At 47.3% G+C, this 21,898-nt stretch carries 20 protein-coding genes, 5 tRNA genes and 1 other annotated feature; of the genes, 7 read left to right on the top strand and 18 right to left on the bottom strand.

Features of this window, described 5'->3' with window-relative positions; translation table 11 throughout:
• Nucleotides 1-58 precede the first annotated feature (58 nt).
• The 5 genes from Q4G98_RS05380 to Q4G98_RS05400 all read left to right on the top strand — a co-directional run bounded on the left by Q4G98_RS05380 (nucleotide 59) and on the right by Q4G98_RS05400 (nucleotide 490).
• Nucleotides 59-134 (top strand) — tRNA-Lys (locus Q4G98_RS05380).
• A gap of 5 nt (nucleotides 135-139) precedes the next feature.
• Nucleotides 140-214 (top strand) — tRNA-Glu (locus Q4G98_RS05385).
• Between the two features lie 3 nt (nucleotides 215-217).
• Nucleotides 218-293, top strand: a tRNA-Val gene (locus Q4G98_RS05390).
• A gap of 39 nt (nucleotides 294-332) precedes the next feature.
• Nucleotides 333-409: transfer RNA gene (locus Q4G98_RS05395), tRNA-Asp, on the top strand.
• A 5-nt stretch (nucleotides 410-414) separates the two neighbouring features.
• A tRNA-Phe gene (locus Q4G98_RS05400) sits at nucleotides 415-490 on the top strand.
• Between the two features lie 110 nt (nucleotides 491-600).
• Here the strand turns inward: Q4G98_RS05400 and Q4G98_RS05405 are convergent.
• A complete protein-coding gene (locus Q4G98_RS05405; RefSeq protein ID WP_298563591.1) occupies nucleotides 601-1,431 on the bottom strand; it encodes a prepilin-type N-terminal cleavage/methylation domain-containing protein in 831 nt (276 codons plus the stop codon).
• A 244-nt stretch (nucleotides 1,432-1,675) separates the two neighbouring features.
• Between Q4G98_RS05405 and iadA the strand changes: the two genes are divergently transcribed.
• Both iadA and Q4G98_RS05415 read left to right on the top strand, forming a co-directional pair.
• Nucleotides 1,676-2,824 carry a beta-aspartyl-peptidase gene (iadA, locus tag Q4G98_RS05410; RefSeq protein WP_298563593.1) on the top strand — a complete coding sequence of 383 codons (1,149 nt, stop codon included), beginning with the start codon at nucleotides 1,676-1,678 and terminating at the stop codon, nucleotides 2,822-2,824.
• An 11-nt stretch (nucleotides 2,825-2,835) separates the two neighbouring features.
• Entirely contained in the window at nucleotides 2,836-3,027 is a 192-nt protein-coding gene (locus tag Q4G98_RS05415; RefSeq protein ID WP_177560982.1) for a hypothetical protein, read from the top strand.
• Nucleotides 3,028-3,096: 69 nt separating this feature from the next.
• On the opposite strand, the gene Q4G98_RS05420 is transcribed toward Q4G98_RS05415, so the two are convergent.
• From Q4G98_RS05420 to Q4G98_RS05500, 17 genes are all read right to left on the bottom strand, one after another.
• Complete coding sequence (locus Q4G98_RS05420; RefSeq protein WP_298563613.1) at nucleotides 3,097-3,789, bottom strand: response regulator; 693 nt, start codon at nucleotides 3,787-3,789, stop codon at nucleotides 3,097-3,099.
• Nucleotides 3,782-6,499 (bottom strand): sensor histidine kinase KdpD, encoded by a 2,718-nt coding sequence (locus tag Q4G98_RS05425; protein ID WP_298563595.1) that lies wholly within the window; start codon nucleotides 6,497-6,499, stop codon nucleotides 3,782-3,784. Before Q4G98_RS05425 ends, Q4G98_RS05420 begins: the two co-directional genes overlap by 8 nt.
• A 55-nt stretch (nucleotides 6,500-6,554) precedes the next feature.
• On the bottom strand, nucleotides 6,555-7,127 hold the full coding sequence (gene kdpC / locus Q4G98_RS05430; protein WP_298563597.1) for a potassium-transporting ATPase subunit KdpC: 573 nt from the start codon (nucleotides 7,125-7,127) through the stop codon (nucleotides 6,555-6,557).
• A gap of 19 nt (nucleotides 7,128-7,146) precedes the next feature.
• The gene (gene kdpB / locus Q4G98_RS05435; RefSeq protein WP_298563598.1) at nucleotides 7,147-9,177 is read right to left on the bottom strand and encodes a potassium-transporting ATPase subunit KdpB; all 2,031 of its coding nucleotides are present in this window, start codon (nucleotides 9,175-9,177) and stop codon (nucleotides 7,147-7,149) included.
• Nucleotides 9,178-9,189: 12 nt separating this feature from the next.
• Nucleotides 9,190-10,896, bottom strand: a complete 1,707-nt coding sequence (gene kdpA / locus Q4G98_RS05440; protein WP_298563600.1) for a potassium-transporting ATPase subunit KdpA — start codon at nucleotides 10,894-10,896, stop codon at nucleotides 9,190-9,192.
• Between the two features lies 1 nt (nucleotide 10,897).
• Nucleotides 10,898-11,002 carry a K(+)-transporting ATPase subunit F gene (kdpF, locus tag Q4G98_RS05445; RefSeq protein WP_293546564.1) on the bottom strand — a complete coding sequence of 35 codons (105 nt, stop codon included), beginning with the start codon at nucleotides 11,000-11,002 and terminating at the stop codon, nucleotides 10,898-10,900.
• Between the two features lie 215 nt (nucleotides 11,003-11,217).
• The gene (locus tag Q4G98_RS05450) at nucleotides 11,218-12,015 is read right to left on the bottom strand and encodes an MBL fold metallo-hydrolase (RefSeq protein ID WP_298563602.1); all 798 of its coding nucleotides are present in this window, start codon (nucleotides 12,013-12,015) and stop codon (nucleotides 11,218-11,220) included.
• 137 nt (nucleotides 12,016-12,152) lie between these two features.
• On the bottom strand, nucleotides 12,153-12,806 hold the full coding sequence (locus tag Q4G98_RS05455) for a hypothetical protein (protein ID WP_298563604.1): 654 nt from the start codon (nucleotides 12,804-12,806) through the stop codon (nucleotides 12,153-12,155).
• A 6-nt stretch (nucleotides 12,807-12,812) separates the two neighbouring features.
• A complete protein-coding gene (rpsD, locus tag Q4G98_RS05460) occupies nucleotides 12,813-13,403 on the bottom strand; it encodes a 30S ribosomal protein S4 (RefSeq protein ID WP_293546558.1) in 591 nt (196 codons plus the stop codon).
• Nucleotides 13,404-13,573: 170 nt separating this feature from the next.
• A complete protein-coding gene (gene rpsR, locus Q4G98_RS05465) occupies nucleotides 13,574-13,804 on the bottom strand; it encodes a 30S ribosomal protein S18 (RefSeq protein WP_021717084.1) in 231 nt (76 codons plus the stop codon).
• 17 nt (nucleotides 13,805-13,821) lie between these two features.
• Nucleotides 13,822-14,241, bottom strand: a complete 420-nt coding sequence (locus tag Q4G98_RS05470) for a single-stranded DNA-binding protein (RefSeq protein WP_177560211.1) — start codon at nucleotides 14,239-14,241, stop codon at nucleotides 13,822-13,824.
• A 17-nt stretch (nucleotides 14,242-14,258) separates the two neighbouring features.
• Entirely contained in the window at nucleotides 14,259-14,543 is a 285-nt protein-coding gene (gene rpsF / locus Q4G98_RS05475) for a 30S ribosomal protein S6 (protein WP_177560208.1), read from the bottom strand.
• Nucleotides 14,544-14,789: 246 nt separating this feature from the next.
• The gene (ilvB, locus tag Q4G98_RS05480; protein ID WP_298563609.1) at nucleotides 14,790-16,451 is read right to left on the bottom strand and encodes a biosynthetic-type acetolactate synthase large subunit; all 1,662 of its coding nucleotides are present in this window, start codon (nucleotides 16,449-16,451) and stop codon (nucleotides 14,790-14,792) included.
• A 29-nt stretch (nucleotides 16,452-16,480) separates the two neighbouring features.
• Nucleotides 16,481-16,726 carry an ACT domain-containing protein gene (locus Q4G98_RS05485; protein ID WP_293546552.1) on the bottom strand — a complete coding sequence of 82 codons (246 nt, stop codon included), beginning with the start codon at nucleotides 16,724-16,726 and terminating at the stop codon, nucleotides 16,481-16,483.
• Nucleotides 16,727-16,797: 71 nt separating this feature from the next.
• Nucleotides 16,798-17,023, bottom strand: a binding site (T-box leader).
• Nucleotides 17,024-17,111: 88 nt separating this feature from the next.
• Nucleotides 17,112-18,482, bottom strand: coding sequence for a tagaturonate epimerase family protein (locus Q4G98_RS05490; RefSeq protein ID WP_298563610.1), 1,371 nt, complete (start codon nucleotides 18,480-18,482; stop codon nucleotides 17,112-17,114).
• 621 nt (nucleotides 18,483-19,103) lie between these two features.
• Nucleotides 19,104-19,988, bottom strand: a complete 885-nt coding sequence (gene rarD / locus Q4G98_RS05495) for an EamA family transporter RarD (protein ID WP_177560195.1) — start codon at nucleotides 19,986-19,988, stop codon at nucleotides 19,104-19,106.
• Between the two features lie 258 nt (nucleotides 19,989-20,246).
• The gene (locus Q4G98_RS05500) at nucleotides 20,247-21,428 is read right to left on the bottom strand and encodes an MFS transporter (protein ID WP_177560192.1); all 1,182 of its coding nucleotides are present in this window, start codon (nucleotides 21,426-21,428) and stop codon (nucleotides 20,247-20,249) included.
• Nucleotides 21,429-21,898 lie beyond the last annotated feature (470 nt).

The raw sequence follows: 21,898 nt of genomic DNA on the forward strand, positions 1-21,898 counted from the left end.
AAAAAAATACTTGCCAAACAGCTTATTTTCGTGTATTCTATATAAGCAACATTACGACGGCCCATTAGCTCAGTTGGTAGAGCACCTGACTCTTAATCAGGGTGTCGTAGGTTCGAGGCCTACATGGGTCACCAAAACTGGCCGGTTGGTCAAGCGGTTAAGACACCGCCCTTTCACGGCGGTATCGGGGGTTCGATTCCCCCACCGGTCACCATTCGGGCGCTTAGCTCAGCTGGGAGAGCGTCTGCCTTACAAGCAGAATGTCGGCGGTTCGATCCCGTCAGCGCCCACCATTTTTTATTTTGGCAGAAGTTTATGTAGCCCCCACCAATGGCCCGGTGGTTCAGTTGGTTAGAATGCCGCCCTGTCACGGCGGAGGTCGTGGGTTCGAGTCCCATCCGGGTCGCCATTTTTGCCTCGGTAGCTCAGTTGGTAGAGCAAAGGACTGAAAATCCTTGTGTCCACAGTTCGATTCTGTGCTGAGGCACCACAAAAACGCAAAAGCCTTTCTTCATAAAAGAAGAAAGGCTTTTTTACTTTATTAATAAAATAATAAAGCCATTGTCTCATAAGAAACAATGGCTTTTGCTTTTATCCGGTTCAGGCTTTCACAAAATTATTCCCATTAAGCGAAACCTCTTCATATCCCTTCCCTTGCTGAATGATCTTCTTCCAGGCTTCTGCCGCATTTAGATTCTCAATATTTGACACATAAACTCCTTTTTCAAAATAATACCATTTACTGTCGTTAGGATTATAAACATAATTAGCTGTCCAGTCCCCAGAATTTTGAAATTTACCATTCGCATTAGCATAGACTAAAAGCCCCTGACCGTTATCATACGAATGAAATTTAAAATATACCGTATCATCACCATTAACACCTTTGCCTTCTATCCAGACATTATATCCATTTTCAGCAAGATATTTGTTAAAAGCTTCCCTAAGATAATCATTTTTTCCAAGTATACCAGAAAAATCCTTTCCAAAAAGTTCTTTCAACGCCTCGTTATTTATAGAACCGTCAGAATTTTTGATGCTGTTTAACATCTTTTCATACATCGAATTAATGCTGGCCATAACAGAAGAATCGCCTACATGCACATCACATACCACACCATTACCGCTATAGGTTGTCGCAGCATAATATTTGCCATTATCTGCACACCCGGGAATAAAATTGAAGTATTTATTCTCATTATTTTCTTTTTGAGTCACCTCTGCCAAAAAGGCTGTCAGGTCCCCGCTGTATCCCTGTGCCTGCTGGGCATGGAACATCCTTAAAATCTGCGTTCGATTAGCCAGGCATTCCTTTTTGGCCGCTTCCTCACGCGCTTCCATAAAATACGGTATCGCCAGTCCTGCCAAAATTCCCAGCACTGCTATTACAATTACTAATTCCACTAATGTGAAACCATTTTGTTTTTTCACTTTGATCCGCTCCTAAGCTATATTCTTATTTGCATTTAATCATATATTCATCGGAAAGTAAATATTATTTTTCAAAATAAGATATTTTATTATTTTTACAGACAAATCAAAAATTATTGACGCCTCCTGCTGCCAAAAACAGCAGGATTTTTCATTTCGCCGCAGAAAATCTCAGCCATCAGCAGGAATTATCAGCAGCTAAAGCGAATTTATAATAGTTAATTTATATATCATGGAGGTAGCTATGTTTACACTCATAAAAAACGCCCACGTTTACGTTCCTGCCGACGCAGGCTGTCAGGATATCCTGCTGTCCGGACGTATAATCGCGCATATGGCTCCGTCGATCGGCGAGCTGCCTTTTGACTGCACTGTTCTCGACGCCGGCGGCGCTAAAGTCACTACCGGTTTTATTGACCAGCATATCCATATTACAGGCGGCGGCGGTGAAGGCAGTTTCGCTACCCGCGTACCGGAGATCCAGCTGTCGCAGCTGACCACGGCAGGTACTACAACAGTGATCGGGCTGCTTGGTACCGACGGTGTGACCCGCAGCATGGAAAATCTGCTGGCCAAAGCCCGCGGTCTGGAAGAAGAAGGCCTTTCCACCTGGATCTATTCCGGCGCCTATCCGGCAGACAGCAAACATATCACTGACAATCTGCGCAGCGATATCGTTTTGATCGATAAGATCCTGGGCGGCAAAGTCGCTATGAGCGATCACCGTTCCTCGATGCCAGCTACGCAGGCTTACGCCGAACTTGCAGCTGCAGCGCGTATCGGCGGTATGCTGAGCGGTAAGGCCGGCGTACTGCATATCCATATGGGCGACGGAAAACGCGGTCTGGACCCGGTTTTGGAAATTCTGGCAGCTACCGAACTGCCTATCACTGTCTTCCGGCCCACACATGTCAACCGTAATCCCCTGCTTTATAAACAAGCGATCGAGTTTGCTCTGCAGGGCGGCATCATTGATCTGACCTGCGGCATGACCGGCAGTGCCATCCCTGTCCCAGAAGCCGTTAAACAGGCTTTGGACGCAGGCGTACCTTTGCAGCGCCTGACTTTGAGCAGCGACGGTAACGGCAGTATGCCCAAATTCAACGCCGACAATGAGCTGATCGGTCTGACTGCGGCAGCGCCGCGTTATTTATATGAAGAAATGCTGGGTATCGTCAAAGCCGGCGTACTGCCCTTTGAAAAGGCCCTGCAGCTGATAACCTGCAATGTTGCCGACGCTCTGAAGCTGGATAGCAAAGGCCGCGTTGCCGTCGGCAAAGATGCCGACCTGATCGTTTGGAACGACGAACTGACTTTAAATAAGGTTTTTGCCAAAGGCCGCCTGATGGTAGATGCAGGACAGGCTCTTGTCAAAGGAACTTTTGAAAACTAAAGGAGTACATAATGACGCCAACGACATTAAAAATTTTCTGGGTTTTGATTTTTCTCTGTTCCGTACGCGGCTTTTATGCCAACGCTGTAAAAAAAGAGATCGCCTATACAGTAGCTTTCGCCGTCACATCTGTTTTTTCGGCCTATATGCTGGCAGATCTTTTTGGCGTACTGCCGCCGGGTTTTATTGAGCAATTCTTTTAAACAGTAACGCAATATTAAAAGTAAAAGGACTATTTCTTTACGAAATAGTCCTTTTTTCTATCCCCAAATTCATTCGCCGCCTAACAGCCGGTAACCGATACCCGCTTCGGTGATCAGATATTTAGGCTGAGCCGGGTCCGGCTCTATTTTACGCCGCAGCTGCCGCATATAGATCCTGATATAATGGGTGTCCGTATCATATTCATTACCCCAGACAGCTTTCAGCAGCTGTTTATGCGTCAGCACGCGTCCGGCATATTTGAGCATCACCTTCAACAGCTCATACTCTGTCGGCGTCAGCTTGACTTCGCGTCCTTCTACTACGACCCTGTGCTCCAGCAGATTAAGCTGCAGGCCGCCGCAGGTCAGCAGCGGTTCTCCTTCTTTATTGCCGGAACGGCGCAGACAGACCCGCATCCTGGCCATCAGCTCACCCATACCGAAGGGTTTGGTCACATAATCGTCAGCGCCGGCGTCTAAAGCGGCAATTTTTTCCTGCTCCTGTTCCCGCGCTGTCAAAACAATGATCGGCGTCTCCGACCACTCCCGCAAAGCCTTCACGACTGCCTTACCGTCCATATCGGGCAGCCCCAGGTCAACCAGAATAATATCCGGCCTGAAGGAAGCAGCCATTAAAAGCCCCTCCTGACCTGCCGCCGCTTCGCCCAGCTCATAGCCATAGGCCTGCATCGATATTTTCAAAAGCTTTCTGATCGCCGGTTCATCGTCGATCACCAGCACCCGCAAAGCACTTTCAGTCATTTTTTCCACCAGCCTTTTCTTCCGGCAATGTTACAGGCAAAGCAAAAGCAAAAATACTGCCGCCATCAGGACGAAGCTCGGCCCAGATCCTGCCATGATGAGCGTCAACAATGCCCTTGCAGATCGCCAGGCCCAAACCGGTACCGCTGATTTTTTCCGTGTTCCCGGCCCGGTAAAATTTATCGAATAAATGCGATAAATCCGCTTCTTTAAAGCCTACACCGCGGTCTTTGACTATCACGATCACTTCATTCGCGCCCAGAGCTGTCTGTAATTCGATCTTACTGCCTTCTACAGAATATTTTACCGCATTATCCAGTAAATTCAACACCACATGCTCCAGCAAAGCGGCATCTGCATAAATCAGCGGCAGATCTTCCGCCATCTCCACTTTGATCAGGTAATTCTGCGTATGCTCTCTGCTGCGCCGCAAAGCGCCGCTGACAACATCCTCCAGATCGCACCAGTCCAGCTTCAGCTGCAGCATCCCACTTTCCATGCGGGCTGTATCCAAAAGATTGCCGATGATCCGCTCCATCCGTTTGGAAGCATCGGCAATAGTTTCCAAAAGCTGCTGACGCTGTTGTTCCCCATAGGCAACAGCTTTGTCATTCAATGTGTAAATGGCCGCTATGATCGCTGCTAAAGGCGTCCGCAGTTCATGGGAAACGGAATTAAAAAGGGCTGTCCTCAATTTATCAGCTTCCCGCAGCATAGCGGCCTGTTTGGCTTCGCTGCTCAAACCGGCCCGCACCAGAGCGATCGCCAACAGGCTGACCCACGCACCCAGCACGGTCCTTTCCTCCGGCGACAGCTTGCGCGTATCAATAGCTATACCCACAACGCCGACAACTTTTTCCCCGTTCAACAGCGGCAAAAAAAGATTTTCAGCACCAGGCAAAGTATCTGTAGAACGCCCGGCGGCCTGTCCATGTTCCTGGACCCAGGCTGCTACGGCATATTCAGACGGCGGCAGTTGAAACTCAGCCGTCGCAGCCTTCTTCTGCGCGGCATAACAGGCCTGCAGCCGCAGCACATTACTCTCAGGCAATAAAACCACCACCGTCCGCTGCAGCTCGCTCCCCACATGGCTGACAAATTCTTCCATGATCGTCCCGGCATCGTCTACTGCGGCAATACGGCTGCTGAAACGGTACAGACTGTTGACATTACTTTCACGGCGCCTGGTACTTTCAAGTTCACGCCGCAGTGATTCCGTCTTCCCACCAACTAAAAATGCCACCAGACCAAAAATCAAAAAGCTCCACAAATAGCGAATATCATAAATCGTAAAAGTAAAAACCGGTTCCAAAAATAAAAAGTCAAAGCCTAAAACACAAAAAACTGCCGTTACATAGGCAGTACCTCTGCCCCACCAGGCCGCCGTCAATAAAACCGGCAGCAGATACAGCAATGCTATATTGACCAGCTCCAGCTGACCGCGGAAAACATAACAAAGCCCTGTAGTGATAACAACTGCCGCCAGTGCCCCCACGTACTGGCGCCAGCCGGTCTGCCTGTGCGGTACTGCTGTAGTGATGACAGGAGGCTTTTCCTCTTCTTCCCGCCCCTGGATGACATAAACGTGAATAAATCCGCTTTGATCGATCAGTCTGTCGATCAAAGTTTTTCTGCCCCATTCATACCAGCGGCGCGGTCCTGATTTACCGACTACGATCGCAGTAACATTTTCCCGAACGGCGATTTGCAGTACTGTTCCTACAAAATCAGTCCCTGCCGTAGTCAAAATCTGCCCACCCAGCTCTTTAGCCAGATTCAGATTACGCCAGAGCCTTTCCCGTTCTTTATCGCCATGAGGAAATCTTCGCTCCGGCGTTTCGATGTGCACTGCCAAAAATTCTGCATGCAGCCCCTGCGCCAAACGCTGCGCCGCCCTGATCAGCTGCGCCGAAAAAGGACTGGCGCTGACACAGACCATGACTTTTCCAGAAGCCGGCCAGGGACCTTCTATTTTATGCAGACGCATATAGGCCAGCATATCCTGATCGACATGACGGGCCGTAAACCTTAAAGCCAGCTCCCGCAGCGCACTGATATTCCCCTGTCTGAAAAAGCCCTTAAGCGCCTGCTGGGCCTGCTGCGGCTGATAGACCTTGCCCTCTTTCAAGCGCTGCAATAATTCCTTCGGCGGGATGTCGATCAATCTGATGTCATCCGCCAGATCAAAAAACGCGTCCGGTACAGTTTCACGCACGATACTGCCGGTAATCTGCGCCACGACATCATTCAAACTTTCGATATGCTGGATATTGACGGCAGTATAAACGTCGATACCGGCAGCTAAAAGCTCTTCTACATCCTGATAACGCCGTTGATGGCGTGAGCCGGGGACATTGCTGTGCGCCAGTTCATCGACGACGACCAGCTGCGGACGGCGTTTGAGGATCGTATCCAGATCCATTTCCTGCAGCGTCTTGCCATGATATTCTATTTCCTGCTCGGGAATACGCGGCAGACCTTCCAGAAGCGCTGCTGTTTCTGCGCGCCCGTGCGTAAGCACCAGCCCGAGTACGATATCAGTTCCCTCTCGCAGGCGGGTCTGTGCTTCCTGCAGCATGGTATAGGTTTTACCAACGCCGGCGGCGGCACCTAAAAAAACCGTCAGCTTGCCGCGCTGCTCTTTATTAACTGCCGCCAGCAGTGTTTCCGCATATTCATGTCCACTTTGAGGTTTTTCTGTCAGTTCCATAACCGTTTCTCCTTAGCAAGATAGCCAAATAGGGCTGCTAAATGCAGCCCTAACTTTATTGGTTCTGTTGCAATTTATCAAGTGCCAGATTCAGCTTCAAAACATTGACTCTATCCTCGCCCACAACGCCTAAATCGGCCTTTTCAATATGTTCCGTCACCAGATCGCGCACCTGTCCAATTGACAGACCGCGCACTTTAGCAATACGTTCGACCTGGCAATAAGCTGCCTCTGGCGTCAGATGCGGGTCCAGACCACTGCTGGAATTCGTTACCAAAACACTTGGTACATCCCTGTTTGCCTCCCAGCCGTTTACTTCACGGACTGCCGCAGCTTTCTCATTGACCTGCTGCTGCAGTTTGGCACTGGTGCCGCCATAGTTGGTGCCGCCTGAATTGGCCGCATCATTGCCGCCGGCAGAAGGACGGCTGCTGAAATAGCGGGCATCTGTAAACGCCTGGCCGATCAGGGCCGACCCTACCGGAACCCCATCTTTTATTATTATACTACCATTAGCCCGGCTGGGAAATACCGCCTGTGCCAGACCTGTCATCGCCAGCGGATAAACCAGCCCGGTAAAAATACTCAAGGTTATAATCATTACTAACGATCTTCTTATAGCGCCCATACTTTCACCTCATTCTCTCTTAAGCCAAGCCTAACGCAACTAAAAGCACATCGATGAGCTTGATCCCGATAAACGGCACGATGATACCACCGACACCGTACAGCAGCAGGTTTCTCTGCAATATTTTAGAAGCTCCCAGCGGTTTATAGGCAACCCCCTTCATCGCCAGCGGTATCAGTGCGATGATGATCAGCGCATTGAAAATAACCGCGCTCAGGATAGCGCTCTGCGGCGAATGCAGCTGCATAATATTGAGTACTTCCAGCGGCGCATAGGTTGCGGCAAACAAGGCCGGAATGATTGCAAAATATTTGGCGATATCATTGGCAATACTGAAAGTCGTCAGTGAACCGCGCGTCATCAAAAGCTGCTTGCCGATCTCGACAACTTCGATCAATTTCGTTGGATTGGAATCAAGATCGACCATATTGCCTGCTTCTTTAGCAGCCTGCGTACCACTGTTCATTGCTACGCCCACATCGGCCTGGGCCAGCGCCGGCGCATCATTAGTGCCGTCACCTGTCATTGCCACCAGCATTCCCTGCTGCTGATAGGAACGAATCATTTTCAATTTCGCTTCCGGCGTCGCTTCCGCCAGAAAATCATCCACGCCTGCTTCGGCAGCGATCGCTGCCGCTGTCAGCTGATTATCACCGGTGATCATGATCGTTTTGATACCCATTTTCCGTAATTCACTGAAACGCTCTTTGATCCCGCCTTTAACGATATCCTTTAGATAAATAACTCCCATGACCTGTTTATCTTTGGCAACCACCAAAGGCGTACCGCCCTGATGAGCAATGTTTTCACAGGCGCTGCGAACTTCCGCCGGAAAAGTACCGCCCAGTTCGCTGACATAATTCTGCATGGCTTCCATGGAGCCTTTGCGTATTCTGGCATTGACAGTATCAATACCGCTCATTCTGGTCTGAGCAGTAAAAGGAATGAATTCAGCCTGTAAATGCGTAAGGTCGCGCTCACGTAGGCCATATTTTTCTTTTGCCAGCACTACGATACTACGGCCTTCCGGAGTTTCGTCAGCTAAAGAAGCCAGCTGCGCCGCATCAGCCAGTTCACCCGCAGTAACGCCGGCCGCCGGGATAAATTCCGTCGCCATCCTGTTGCCCAGGGTAATAGTACCAGTTTTATCAAGCAGCAGTACGTTAACGTCACCAGCCGCTTCTACGGCACGGCCGCTCATGGCGAGCACATTACGGCCCAAAAGCCTGTCCATACCGGCAATACCTATCGCCGACAGCAAGCCGCCGATCGTCGTCGGGATCAGGCACACCAGCAGTGCTACCAACGCCGTCACAGAAATAACCGTACCGGAATAAATAGCAAATGGTTCCAGTGTCACTACCGCGAACAAAAAGATGATCGTCAGTCCCACTAAAAGCAGCGTCAGGGCGATCTCATTCGGAGTTTTCTGCCGTTTTGCACCTTCGACCAGCCCGATCATCCGATCAAGGAAGGTTTCACCGGGGTTAGTCGCGACTCTGACTTTGATCCAGTCTGACAGCACCTTCGTACCGCCGGTTACAGAAGATTTATCGCCGCCGGATTCACGGATAACAGGCGCTGATTCACCGGTAACGGCGCTTTCATCAACTGATGCCATACCTTCGATCACTTCACCGTCGTTAGGAATGGTATCGCCAGCCTCAACCAAAACTATGTCGCCCTTGCGGATCGCCTCAGAGCCTACTGTCTCCAGGCTGCCATCAGCTTTGATTTTCTTTGCCTGAATGGATTTACGGGCTTTACGCAAACTTTCCGCCTGCGCCTTACCGCGGCCTTCCGCTACTGCTTCGGCAAAATTGGCAAACAGTACTGTAAACCACAGCCATAAATCTATATGCAGGTCAAACCAGCCTTCCTGCGTGTTACCTGCCAAAAAGGCGCGTAGAGCCAGTAATGCTGCTAAAATCGCACCCAGAAAAACTATGAACATGACAGGATTTTTCCATTGAATACGAGGATCGAGCTTCAGAAACGCATTACGCACGGCCTCGCTCAAAATCTCTTGCTGTTGTCTGTCTCTTTTCATCTCAGATCCTCCTTAAAATACCTTGCCCTGCAGCATGAACAATTGATCTACGATCGGTCCCAGAGCAAGAGCCGGTAAAAATGTCAGCGCGCCAACGATCAAAACAACGCCTGCCAGCAATACGGCAAAAAGACTGCTGCCGGTATTGAAGGTACCAGCACTCGCCGGAACGATTTTTTTCGTTGCCATATTGCCCGCAATAGCTAAGACCGGCACAATGACAGCAAAACGTCCGATCAGCATCGCCAGCCCGATCAGGACATTGTACCACAGACTGTTGGCTCCCAAACCGGCAAAAGCACTGCCATTATTGCCCACACCGGAAGCAAAACCGTATAAGATCTCGCTGAGACCATGCGGCCCGGGGTTGGAGATACCGGCCTGGCCAGCTTCCGTAAGGCAGGAAACCGCTGCCATTGCCAAAATTGTCGCGGCTGGGATCAACAGGCCAGCGATCGTTAAAACGACTTCTTTCGCTTCGATCTTTTTACCCAGATACTCAGGTGTCCGGCCTACCATCAGCCCGACAATGAAAACCGTGATAAATACATACAGCATCATACCGTAAAAGCCGGCACCGACACCACCCAAAACGACTTCGCCCAGCATCATCTGCAGCATGGGAACCAGTCCGCCCAGACCGGTGTAGCTGTCATGCATTGAGTTGACTGCACCGCAGGAAGCTGCCGTAGTAACAGTAGCAAATAAACTGCTGCTGCCGATGCCAAAACGAACTTCTTTCCCCTCCATAGCAGTATCGCCGCTGATGCCCTGCGCCGCCACGATCGGATTGCCATATTTTTCCGAAGCATAGCAGACCCCCAGCATCAGAACAAATAACAGCAGCATGGACACTAAAACGGCATACCCCTGCTTTTTATCTTTGCACATCTCGCCAAAGGTAAACAATAAACCTGTCGGGATCACTAAAATCAAAAACATTTCCAAAAAATTACTTAACGGAGTCGGATTTTCAAATGGATGGGAAGAATTGGCATTAAAGAAACCGCCGCCGTTAGTGCCCAGCTCCTTGATCGCCTCCTGAGAGGCAACCGGCCCCATCGCAATCGTTTGCTGCGCTCCTTCAACAGTGTGAACATCGACATAAGGACTAAGATTTTGGATAACGCCCTGAGAAACCAGCAGCAATGTTGCTACGACACAAATCGGCAGCAGTACTCTGGTCGTACATCTGATAATATCCGCCCAAAAATTACCTAACTCACCGGCATTTTTACGTACCAAACCGCGAATCAGGGCAATAGCGACAGCAGCACCTGTTGCAGCCGATAAAAAGTTTTGTACGGTCAAGCCAAGCATTTGCGTCAAATAACTTAAAGTAGTCTCGCCGCTGTAAGCCTGCCAGTTGGTATTGGTCATAAAGCTGGCGGCCGTATTAAAAGCCAGATGCCAGGTTTCGACGTTGGGCAGCTGCTGTGGATTCAACGGTAAAAAGGCCTGCGTCAGCTGCAGAATAAACAGCGATAACATACCTAAAGCATTAAAAATAATAAGATTGAGACAATATTCTTTCCAGGGCATTTCTGTATACGGATCTACCTTGGCCATTTTATAAAAAATATTTTCCAGCGGTGCAAAAAATCTTTCGCCCCAGGTCTTTTCATAGTTAAAAACTCGTGCCATATATTTACCCAGTGGCCAGGCGCACAGCAATAATACAGCTAAAAACAACGCAAATAACAGAATATCTTTTGTCATTTTAAAAATCCTCCGGTTTCAATAATGCATAAATCAGATAAAATAAAATACCTACCGCTAAAAGTAGGCTGAGCCATAACTCTGTCAAAGGCAGCATTTCCATCATTATTTTCCCTCCTTGTACAAAAACACCATCTGCAAATCATCTACCTGATGATGATTTATTGTACTACCACTTGCCGTAAAGCCGCCGTCAAAAGAACTGTCTCCGCTGTAAAAAAACTGTAAAAATTTACCTGACCGTACCAGAAACCAGCTGCAACCTATCCAGGCAAAAAAATAAAGCCATTGAGAAAATCCTCAATGGCTTCTTAACTTTTATCAGGTAATTATCAGTTTCTTCCCGACACCGATCTCCTGGATCGGGATCTGCGCATGCACTGCGGCTTTAGCTTTAAAGGAACAGCAATGGCAGGGATACAGCTCCTGAATGTTATTTTTCTGTAAATAGGCGATCGTTTTTTCCAGGCGTCCGTCAACCTTAAATAAATGCCAGCCGCCGATAACGCCCTGTACTTTAACTTCACCGCAGACTTGTTTGGCATATTCAATGATATTACAGATACCGCTGTGAGAACAGCCTGTGATTACAAACAACCCGTCTGCGCCGCGATAGACCAAAGCCGTATCGTCTAAGACCAGGTCCACGGGATCAGACCCGCCGCTGAAACTTTGCCGCTGCTCAAAATCATGCAACTGGGGTATTTCTCCTAAAAAAACCAGCTTTTCTGTCAGCCATACCGGTTCTTTGCTCAGCCTCAGCCTGCACTTTTCCCGCAGCTGCCTCGCTGTAAAAGGCGCGCCGATAGCCTCGCCGTTAAACTGTTTCGGTTCCAAAGCCTCCGGATGTGCGACCAGTTCCAAATCAGCAAAATATTCCTGCTCACTCAGCCACAGCAATCCTCTAGTATGATCGTTATGCCCATGCGAAAGTACGACCTGCTGTAAGCTGCTCAAATCGATACCCAGCGTCTGGGCATTTTGCAAAAAAATATCAGAGTAACCCACATCAAATAAAATTTTAGCGCCTCCGTCTTCAATATAATAGGATACCCCTGGTTCACCCAGATAATAACGGTCGATCAGGGTATTGTTATCTACCAATACTGTCAGCTGCATCACGCACCTCCATTCATCTGCTTGTATCATAATTCATTCTTCACTATAATACAACTTTTTTCTGCGGCAGCAGTACAAAACAAAATCCCAGTACTGTAAAGTACAAGGCTCGTAATAAAAATTATAAATTTGTCATTTTACCCGGTCAAACAACCAACGCGGTCATTGAGAAAATGCAGCAGCCGGTAACGGAAAAAAGCACCGTTCGCAAAGCTTTGGCACAGCTTTTCCAGCCAGCTGTAAGAACAGCCGAAATCTTCATAAAAAACTTCTTCACACCAGATCTGCTTTTTGATATATTCACAGACCTGCGTCACCTCGCCGAACAGCAGGACCTGCATTGCCGCGGCACTGTTCAGCGGCAAGTCATTAAACTCCGTGCAGATGTCCTGCAGCTGCAGCAGGCACTCATCTGCAGGTACCTGCCACAATCCCTGCAGTCTTTGCAGCAGCTCCAACATGGCAACCTTATGCTTCGTGTCACAGCCAGCGATATAATCATATAAAGTCTCCGTACTGGTCAGTGGCATTTTTAATTCATTATTGCCATACATAATATGATAAAACATCGTTGGAAAATACACATACTGCAAAAAGCCAAGCACGGCATAACAATTCGGCAGGCACAGCCAGTGACTACTGAAGATCTGCTTTTCTGCAGCAACGATACTGGCGTTAACGATCATCATTTCCTGCGCGTGATCTTCACAAAAGCCGACTGCCGCCAACCGTTTTTCTGACAGAAACTGCTCCCAATAGGACAACTCATTATAACGTTCACGATTTTTCATAATAAATCAGCGTGAGAAATATTCTACAACGAGTTGATCTTCGATCTGAATAGGAATCTCTTCCCGCAGAGGCAGCCGGACCAGAGTGCCACTAAAACTTTCTTTATCCTTACTGATATACGGTAAAGCAAAGCTTGCCCGTTCCAGGAAATTACTTTTAAAAAGTTCGTTGCTGCGCGAGCTTGCTTTCAAACTGATCACATCACCTGCCTTACAGATATAAGAAGGAATATTGACATTTTTACCGTTGACCAGAATATGGCGGTGCGTTACCTGCTGCCGAGCCAGACGAATCGAATTGGCAAAACCGATCCGGTAAACCAGGTTGTCTAAACGACATTCCAGTGTGCAGAACAAAGCGTCTGCCGTACGTTCCTTACTTTTACTTGCAGCTTTATAGTATCTCAGTAATTGACGTTCAAAAATGCCATAATAAGCTTTTATTTTTTGTTTTTCCAAGAGTTGTTTACCATATTCTGACATTTTTTTATTACGTTTTACAGTTGTCCCCAGTCTGTCCAATGCTTTGGGATGACCGCAGACATTGATACCGAATCTGCGGCACTCTTTAAATCTCGGACCTCTTCTTGTTGCCACTTTTACATCTCCTTTGTTATAAAAATTATCAGCCGCTCTAGTTAGCAGAAGCTAACCTCAAGCTACATTATAACAATAACTTTTCCTGTCGTCAACATATACGCCAAAAAATACAAAAACACCCTACACAAAAATGCAGGGTGTTTGATCTTGCAACTACAAACTGCTTATTATTCACAGGTAAACGGCAGCAAAGCTACGTTACGTGCGCGTTTGATAGCAGTAGTCATTTGGCGTTGATGTTTAGCGCAGTTACCGGAAATACGACGGGGCAAAATTTTGCCGCGTTCAGTAATATAACGGCGCAGCTTAGCAACGTCCTTATAATCGATTTCTTCTACTTTATCAACACAGAAGCTGCATACTTTTCTTCTGGTTCTTCTGCCTCTTTCACGTTTCATTCGCATAACCTCCCTATTTAGAATGGGATCTCTTCATCAAAAGGAACTGCGGAACCAAAAGATTCCATCTCGCTCTTCGGACCTGCGTCGCCGGAATGACCCGGAGCTCCGCTGCCGGCTGCTTTACGTTCGATAAACTCCACGCTGTTGGCAACGATCTCTGTCACCCAACGTTTCGTACCGTCTTTAGCATCATAGCTGCGAATCTGCAAACGACCGTCTACAAGAGCCCTTTGACCTTTTGTAAGACTATTCCCGCATAATTCAGCTACCTTACCCCAGATAACGACAGGGATAAAATCAGCTTCTCTTTGGCCTTCCTGATTAGCAAAAGGACGATCTACCGCTAAAGTGAACTGGCAAACTACTTTGCCGGTCTGAGTGTAACGCACTTCAGGATCACGAGTTAAGCGGCCCATTAAAATAACTTTGTTCATACTAGTTACCCTCCTGGTTACTCACCTTTTCTGATAATCATGTGACGCAAAATTTCATCGGTAATCTTCATAACGCGGTCAAGTTCTTTGACTGTTTTAGGTTCTGCACTGAAAGTTACGAGAACATACAAACCTTCTGCGATATCGTCGATTTCATAAGCAAGACGTTTCTTGCCCCAACGATCGGTTTTTTCTACAGTACCACCGTTATTGTTGATGAGGTTGTCAAATTTGGCAACAACTGCTTCAAAAGCTTCCTCTTCAACGGGTCTTACGATGTACATGACTTCGTAGTTATTCACGAAATCACCTCCTCCTTTGGACTTTGGCCCCCTTTTGGGAGCAGGGGAAGTATATATTACTATATACAAGCTTATGTATTATACCATTAGTCATAGCAAATTGCAAGAGCAGCTGACTAAAAATAACCGCCATGCTTTTCAGCATGACGGTTATCAGGCTTCGGCTGTTTTCTACGACTCTTTCCCTTATTTACAGCTGGTCTTTTTTTGCGCCGAAGCGGACTTTCCCCTCATTGGCCCTGTTTCTCAGGCATCAGTCTTGACAAAATCGTCAAGCACCGCGCCCGGAGCGACCATTGGTTCTACCAGATCACTTTGTTCTACTACCGCCTCGATCAGGAAAATTTTTCCCTGTTTACGCGCTTTGGCCAGCGCAGCGGTAAATTCAGCGCAGGTAGTTACCGTCGCACCGTCTGCGCCGCAGGCTTTGGCAAAGCCGACAAAATTAAACGGCGTCAGAATCGTCGAAGAATAACGTTTATCATAAAAAACCTGCTGCCACTGCCGTACCATCCCCAGACAGCTGTTGTTGATGACAACGGTGATAAAAGGCGCGCTTTCACGCAGCGCCGTATACATTTCCATACCTGTCATTTTAAAACCGCCGTCGCCGCAGATCTGTACCACCTGCGCTTCCGGACGGGAGATCTTGGCCCCCAGTGCCGCCGGCAGCCCAAAGCCCATCGTACCGCAGCCGCCGCTGGTCAAATGATGCCGGGGTGCGTCTACCTCTAAATGCAAGGCTGCCCACATCTGGTTCTGACCAACATCAGTAACAAATACTGTATCTTCCCCTTTAAAACTACGCGTCAGTTCTTTCATCAGCCAGGGAGCCGTCAATCTGTCGCCCGACTGTGCCGAACGGTTTTCTGTCGCGTCCCAGGCCCTGATCGTATGCCACCAATGTTCTATCTCAAGCTTTTGTACCCGTTCGCTCAGCTTAGTGAGATTTTCTTTCATATCCCCAACCAGCGGCAGCGCCGTCATAACATTTTTATCTACTTCAGAAGGATCGATATCCAGCTGGATAATAGTTTTTTTACCCACATAGCGGTTGCGGTCGCCTGTTACTCTTTCACTGAAACGGCTGCCGGCTACGATCAGTACATCGGCATTTGCCACCGCCATATTGGCCGCGATATGCCCATGCATCCCTGTCAGTCCCAGACATTGCCGGTCGCTGCCTGGGAAAACACCAATGCCCATCAGTGTATTGACCACAGGTATCCCTGTTTTTCTGGCGAAGTGCAGCACCTCTGCAGCAGCACCGCTGTGAACAGCGCCTCCGCCTACTAAAAACACAGGCTGTTTAGCATTGGTAATCGTCACTGCCGCTGCTTCCAGTATTTCTTCCCGTGCTGTTTCCCGTACAGGCTGCACCAGCGGTTCTGCTTCCGTCCATTCCACATCCCCGACCTGCAGATCGCTGGGCACGTCTACCAGTACCGGTCCCGGACGTCCCTCCTGGGCCAGATAGAAAGCCTGACGCAGAGCCGGCAGCAGATCTTCAGCCTTGCGTACCAGAATATTATATTTCGTTATCGGCAGCGTCACCCCGACAATATCTATTTCCTGAAAGGAATCGCGCCCTAAATTGGCAACCGAAACCTGACCTGTGATCGCTACCAGCGGCACAGAATCCAAATAAGCAGTCGCCAGCCCCGTAACGATATTTGTCGCCCCCGGGCCGGAAGTAGCTATGCAGACACCGGTCCTGCCGCTGGCGCGCGCATAACCGTCAGCAGCATGAACGGCGCCCTGTTCGTGCGCCGTCAGCACATTACGCAGCGGCGCGTCATATAACGCATTATATAAGGGAATGACCTGACCGCCCGGATAACCGAAAACGGTATCGACTCCCTGTTCCAGCAAAACTTTAATAATAGCTTGCGCACCAGATAACTTCATTCTTCGCTTTCCTCCCAAAATCAGCACCTTCAGACAGCTGCCTGTTCCTGCAGCATCAGAGTATTTACAGAAACCACTGCCACTTGTTTAGCCAGCAGCTTCGCCATTTGCGCAACGTCACTGTCCGTATTCAAAACGATTTCCAGCTCCATACCATCAGCCTGAGCCTTCATATTGAGTTCTCTCACATCTACCCCCTGTTTTGACAGCACCCGCAGCACTCTCGGCAGTAAAGTTTCCTCATTTTTAGCCTTTAAAAATAATTTTCCTGACATCTTGATTTCCTCCCTCATATGATTTTGATGGAAAGCAGTGCGTTAGGAACAATAAAAAACGCCCCTGCTTTTGCAGGGGCGTATAAAATACGCGGTACCACCCTAATTTATAACTTTCGCACCAGTCCATCAACCGGCTCAGAATTAACGCATCTGGTACGCATCATGCTACTTACTGCTGCTTTCGCTGACGAGTTCATGGGTGATTTACTCAACGGGCGTTCCGTACCGGTTTCCACCAACCACCGGCTCTCTGTGACATTACATCCTGTCTTTCTTCCCAATCATCACTTTTACAAGACAATATTAAGATTGGTCATATTATGCCACTTTTAACGGCACTTGTCAACACTTTTTTCAAAAAAAGTTTTATTTGTTTCAATGTTTACAATGTTCTTAAATAATTGCTTACCAAAACAGAAATTCGTTCACCATATGCAGCCTGCTCAGCAGCTAAAACGTCTTTGATCTGTCCGGCAAAATTACCTGCCTCAGGCGCCAGTAAAGTCTTATAACTCAAAGCATAAGCCCTGCCTGTTTCCGTTTGCGGCACTAAAGTATCCGCTGCCGGTAAGCCGGCATACTCACGCATTTGCTGCGCCAGTTCCGGTGCTGCTGAAAAAAGCGTTTCCCAGGCCGCCAGCCACAATACGCTGCTGAGTTTAAAATGCACTTTACCCTTCAAGATTTTGGCAGCCGCACCCAGATCACTTAAAGCCAGATCTGCTTGCAGGAAGCTCAGCCTGTAACCAAAGGTATCAGCGATAGCCGCATGGACCGGCAGCGTTTCCTCCAGCATCTGTCCCTCCTCCAGAGCATTCAGGCCTAAAGCAGCAAACTTGATGCCGTTACGCTGTAATTCATTAGCGATCAGATAATGCTCCTGCGGTGAAAGCAATTTGCCTTCTTTGGCAACTAATAATTCAAAATCTATTTCCCAGGGAGTATTTTTGAGATAAGAATTATAAATGAACTGCGCATGCATGATAGCTTCACCATATTCCAAAACGATACGCCGCAGCTGTTCAGGCTCAAAATGAATGACCTCGCTGCCAACCTGGAAATTGGCCTCCAGATAAGAGCCTCTCATAGCGGCACGAAATTCCTGCGGGAAATCATTATACCGCTGCTCCACCTCAGCGTCGGACATTTTTTCGATCTGCAGATTGATCTTATCGCTGCAATCCAGACCGATCATACTGTAACCGTATAATAAGGCCTTGACGATGTCTTCTTCGCTTTGCAGACCTTCGGCATTGGCGCCGTAGCCTTCTTTATAGCCTGTTTCCATCACGCCCCAGGTCGCCGCATCCACAGCCTCCAGAAAATTACGTTTTAAAAGCGCGCTGTCAGCAGCTGAATATTCTGCCAAAACAGGTTTGACCTGCTTTTTGGCAAATAATGGCGTTACGCAGCCGCCTGCCGCTCCCAACCAGTCACTGAAACCGATACTGGTACCTTTCGTGCCGCAGGCGCTGGGTGCTGCCCATTTTATAAACCGGCGGATAACTGCCGCATTATTTGCATTCAAAGGCATTATATCCACATGCAGACCCTCCTGCTCACAGGAACTTTCAACAGCCCACATCGAACTCAAAGGGCACTCTCCCTGCGTAACGCAGACCAGCTTTTTACCAGCTGCATTTATAACCAGTGCGACCCAGCCGTTAGTGACCTCGCTCAACGACGCTGCCACAATCTTGCCGTCTGCTGCCGCTTCCATTGCTTTTACTGCCAGTGCTTGTTTAATTGCCATTTTTCATCCTCCAAAAATCTCAGTTATCTTCCTTCTAATATTATCCACAATCTGCGGCTTTTGCGCAAGTAAAACAGGAAAATAACTGAACACAATTTAAACCTGTGTTCGTAAAAGCAGAAATTCTGCTTTTCAACAGACCTTTTTATTTATCCATCTAAGGTGGATACAAAATATATGTGTCAAAAAAGCAAATTTTTAGCTATTTATCAACAATATCCACATAGTTTTCCACAGTATTCTGTGTATAAATTACATATTATACACAACTTCAGTCTTTTTTTCCCCTAAATTTTATAAGTTATACCATATCAACCCTAAGTTATGCACATTTTATTAACATTCTGTGGATAACTTTTTGAAAAAATTCCCCCTTTTTCCACAACACAATATCTAGTTTGTTTATCAATGCATACCGGTACCGAAGTCTATACTTTGAGTTCAAAGTGCACTGTCAAGGTCAATTTTTAATCGTTCGATTAAAAATTTTAACTGCCAGATTCTTGACACAAACACAAGCTTTTGCCGACGTATATTTAAAGCCTTCTTTTAAGCTTTCAAATTTTCTGAAAATAAAAAAGCAGCAGTTTTTTTTAATTTAACTGCTGCTTAACATCATTTTTATCTCCTTTTTATCTGTGCGATCGTAAATAAAAACAGGCCAAACCAGATCCAGCCAAAAGCGACCATATGTACGGAAGTAAAACTTTCTCCGTACAGAAACACTCCTATGAGCAAACTGATCGTCGGTGAAACATATTGTAAAAATCCAACAATTTTCAGCGGCAGCAGCTTAGCGCCAGCCGTAAAAAGCAATAATGGCGTAGCGGTAACCGCACCGGCACAGGCCAGCAGGATCAGTATGTCAGTTCCGGCCGTCTGATAAGCGCTGGCGCCTGACAAACTCAAATAATATTCATAAGCCAGCGCAATCGGCGTTATCAGCAGTGTTTCCAGCATGATGCTGGTCAGTGTAGTTACCAGCAGGCATTTTTTGATCAGGCCGTATAGTGCGAAAGACATCGCCAGCGTCAGCGATATCCAGGGCACATGGCCTAAGTTCCATACCAGCGTACCAACTCCGACAGCCGCGCAGGCCACCGCTGCCATTTGCCAGTTGTCCAGACGTTCTTTGAGAAAAAAAACGCCAAAAATGATACTGACCAACGGATTGATATAATACCCCATACTTGTTTCCACGATCCTGCCGTTATTAACGGCCCAAATAAACATGCCCCAATTGCAGCTGATCGTAATTGCGGCAGCCAGCATGGCCAAAGCCTGTTTTCTGTCAGTAAAAATAGCGTAGGTTTCCGCTAAAAAACTTTTTACCTTGCCCGAACCAACAATCAGGGCCCAGACAAAAACACAGGACCAGATAAAACGGTTAGCTAAGATTTCAAATGCCGGTACCGTTCCCAGCATTTTCCAAAAAATGGGCAGGATACCCCATAAAAAATAGGCTGTTAAGCCATACGTTATCCCCTGCTTGAATTTACTTTCCATTATTCCTCCATCTGCTTCTCTACAATACCACTTACAAAAACAGCTTTGGGACTGGCTGCATTCAGCCAGATCGCCCTTTGCTCCTTGTCAGCGATAATTATATTCTAACATAAATACAGCGTTTATTGCTTTTTTTATAAAAAAAATTCCGCCGCTGTTTTCAACAGAGCGGAATATCTTATTTTTACAGAATATGCCTGATAAAGGTGATACTGGCTTCATCCAACAGCAGCATCGGTACTGCCACCATTCACGATATTATTTTCTCATACTCAGCGGAATGGGGATTTTCAAAGCAATGATCGCCGCAGCCACAGGCAGCCAGGTAATGATCTGCATTACCAGCGGCAACCCGAAATTATCAGCTATAAAGCCCAGAATAGTGACACCAAAACCGCCCATACCAACGCTGAAACCGATAGTCAACCCCGCAGCCATACCAACATTGTCAGGCAGCATCGTCTGTGCCAAAACGATAGTTGTTGCAAAAGAACCGATGATCAAAAAACCTGATGCCACAACGGCGGCCAGTGCCCCTGTTTCCGTTGCGGCATGGCTGATCAGCCAGATAGTCGGGATACTGAGAATAATCGAACCTAAAATGATCCTGCGGGCGCCTAAGCGGTCGCTGAGCACTGCGCCTGTATAAGTACCAGCCACGCCGCCTAATAAAAATGCGGAGACTAAAGCGCTGGCAAAAACAGCTTCACTGCCCCGGAATTTCATAAAAAACAGCGGCAGATATGTTGATAATCCCGTATGGATAGTAGAGCGCAGAAAAATAAAAAATAACAGTACCAACATCCCTATATATGAAAATCGCTCTGCTGCAGCTTTACCACCGGCAACAGCTTTTTGCAAACTGTGCTCGGCATTGACCCGTTTGTAATCAGGCATACATTTCATCATGAGCCCAAAAACCAGCAGTCCTGGCAAAACAAAATACATCGTATTATGGATCCCATCCTGTAAACCGATTAGAAACGTCATCAAAATTGAGCCAACGGCCATACCGGCATTGCCGCCTAAAGAAAATATCCCCATATTTTTAGCTTTACTGCTTTCATCACTTAAAAAATTAACAGTTTTTGATGCCTGGGGATGATAGGTAGCACTGGAAATGCCGATTATAACAACGGTCAATAAAATCAGAGTATAAGTAGAAACCCAACCGATCGCCGCAAAACCGGCACCTGCCATAGCCGCACAAAAAGGCAGCAATATTGGCATAGAGCGCTTGTCGGTAATGTAGCCAAATACCGGCTGAATAACTGACGAGGTAATATTCTGCGTCAAAACTATTGCTGCCAGCTGCGAATAACTAAGCGTGAATATTTCTTTCAGGTGTGGCAGCACTATCGGCAAAGCACCAGCCTGTAAATCAGTTACCAAATGACCTACAGCCAAGGCTAAAATCGGTAAAAAATTTTTCTTCTGCATATGCATAGCATATCCTTTCAGCGTGATGAGTATATTGTAACATAAATATTTCTCTGCGTTATGGATTTAAGAAAAAATCACTTAAAATTGCTATTCATTATAAGAGTTGACCTATATCTTTTGCATCATTAGATCATTAATAATAAAAAAGCAGCTTTCTATCACACGCGCACACTCCTTTTAGAACATTAAGGATTACAAATATTGTTCCCTATTCAGTTACAATATTTGCATAGCCTTCGCTGTCACAAATGCTTCCTTCATTTCCATTCATAAGCATTTGGCGCTCAGTAATGTGAAAGCTCTCTGTCTCGGTCGTTCACTTCCCTTCGCTCGTGATCCGACCGGCGATTCGCTTTTCCCAGGTTCCCTGGTCGGTTAAAAGTTAACACATAGCAAAAAGACCTATACCATTTGGTATAGGTCTTTTTGCTAACCGGCAGCTTTCTATCCTCCCAGGCCGCTTCCAG

Source organism: uncultured Phascolarctobacterium sp. (genome assembly GCF_958349595.1).
GTDB lineage: Bacteria > Bacillota > Negativicutes > Acidaminococcales > Acidaminococcaceae > Phascolarctobacterium.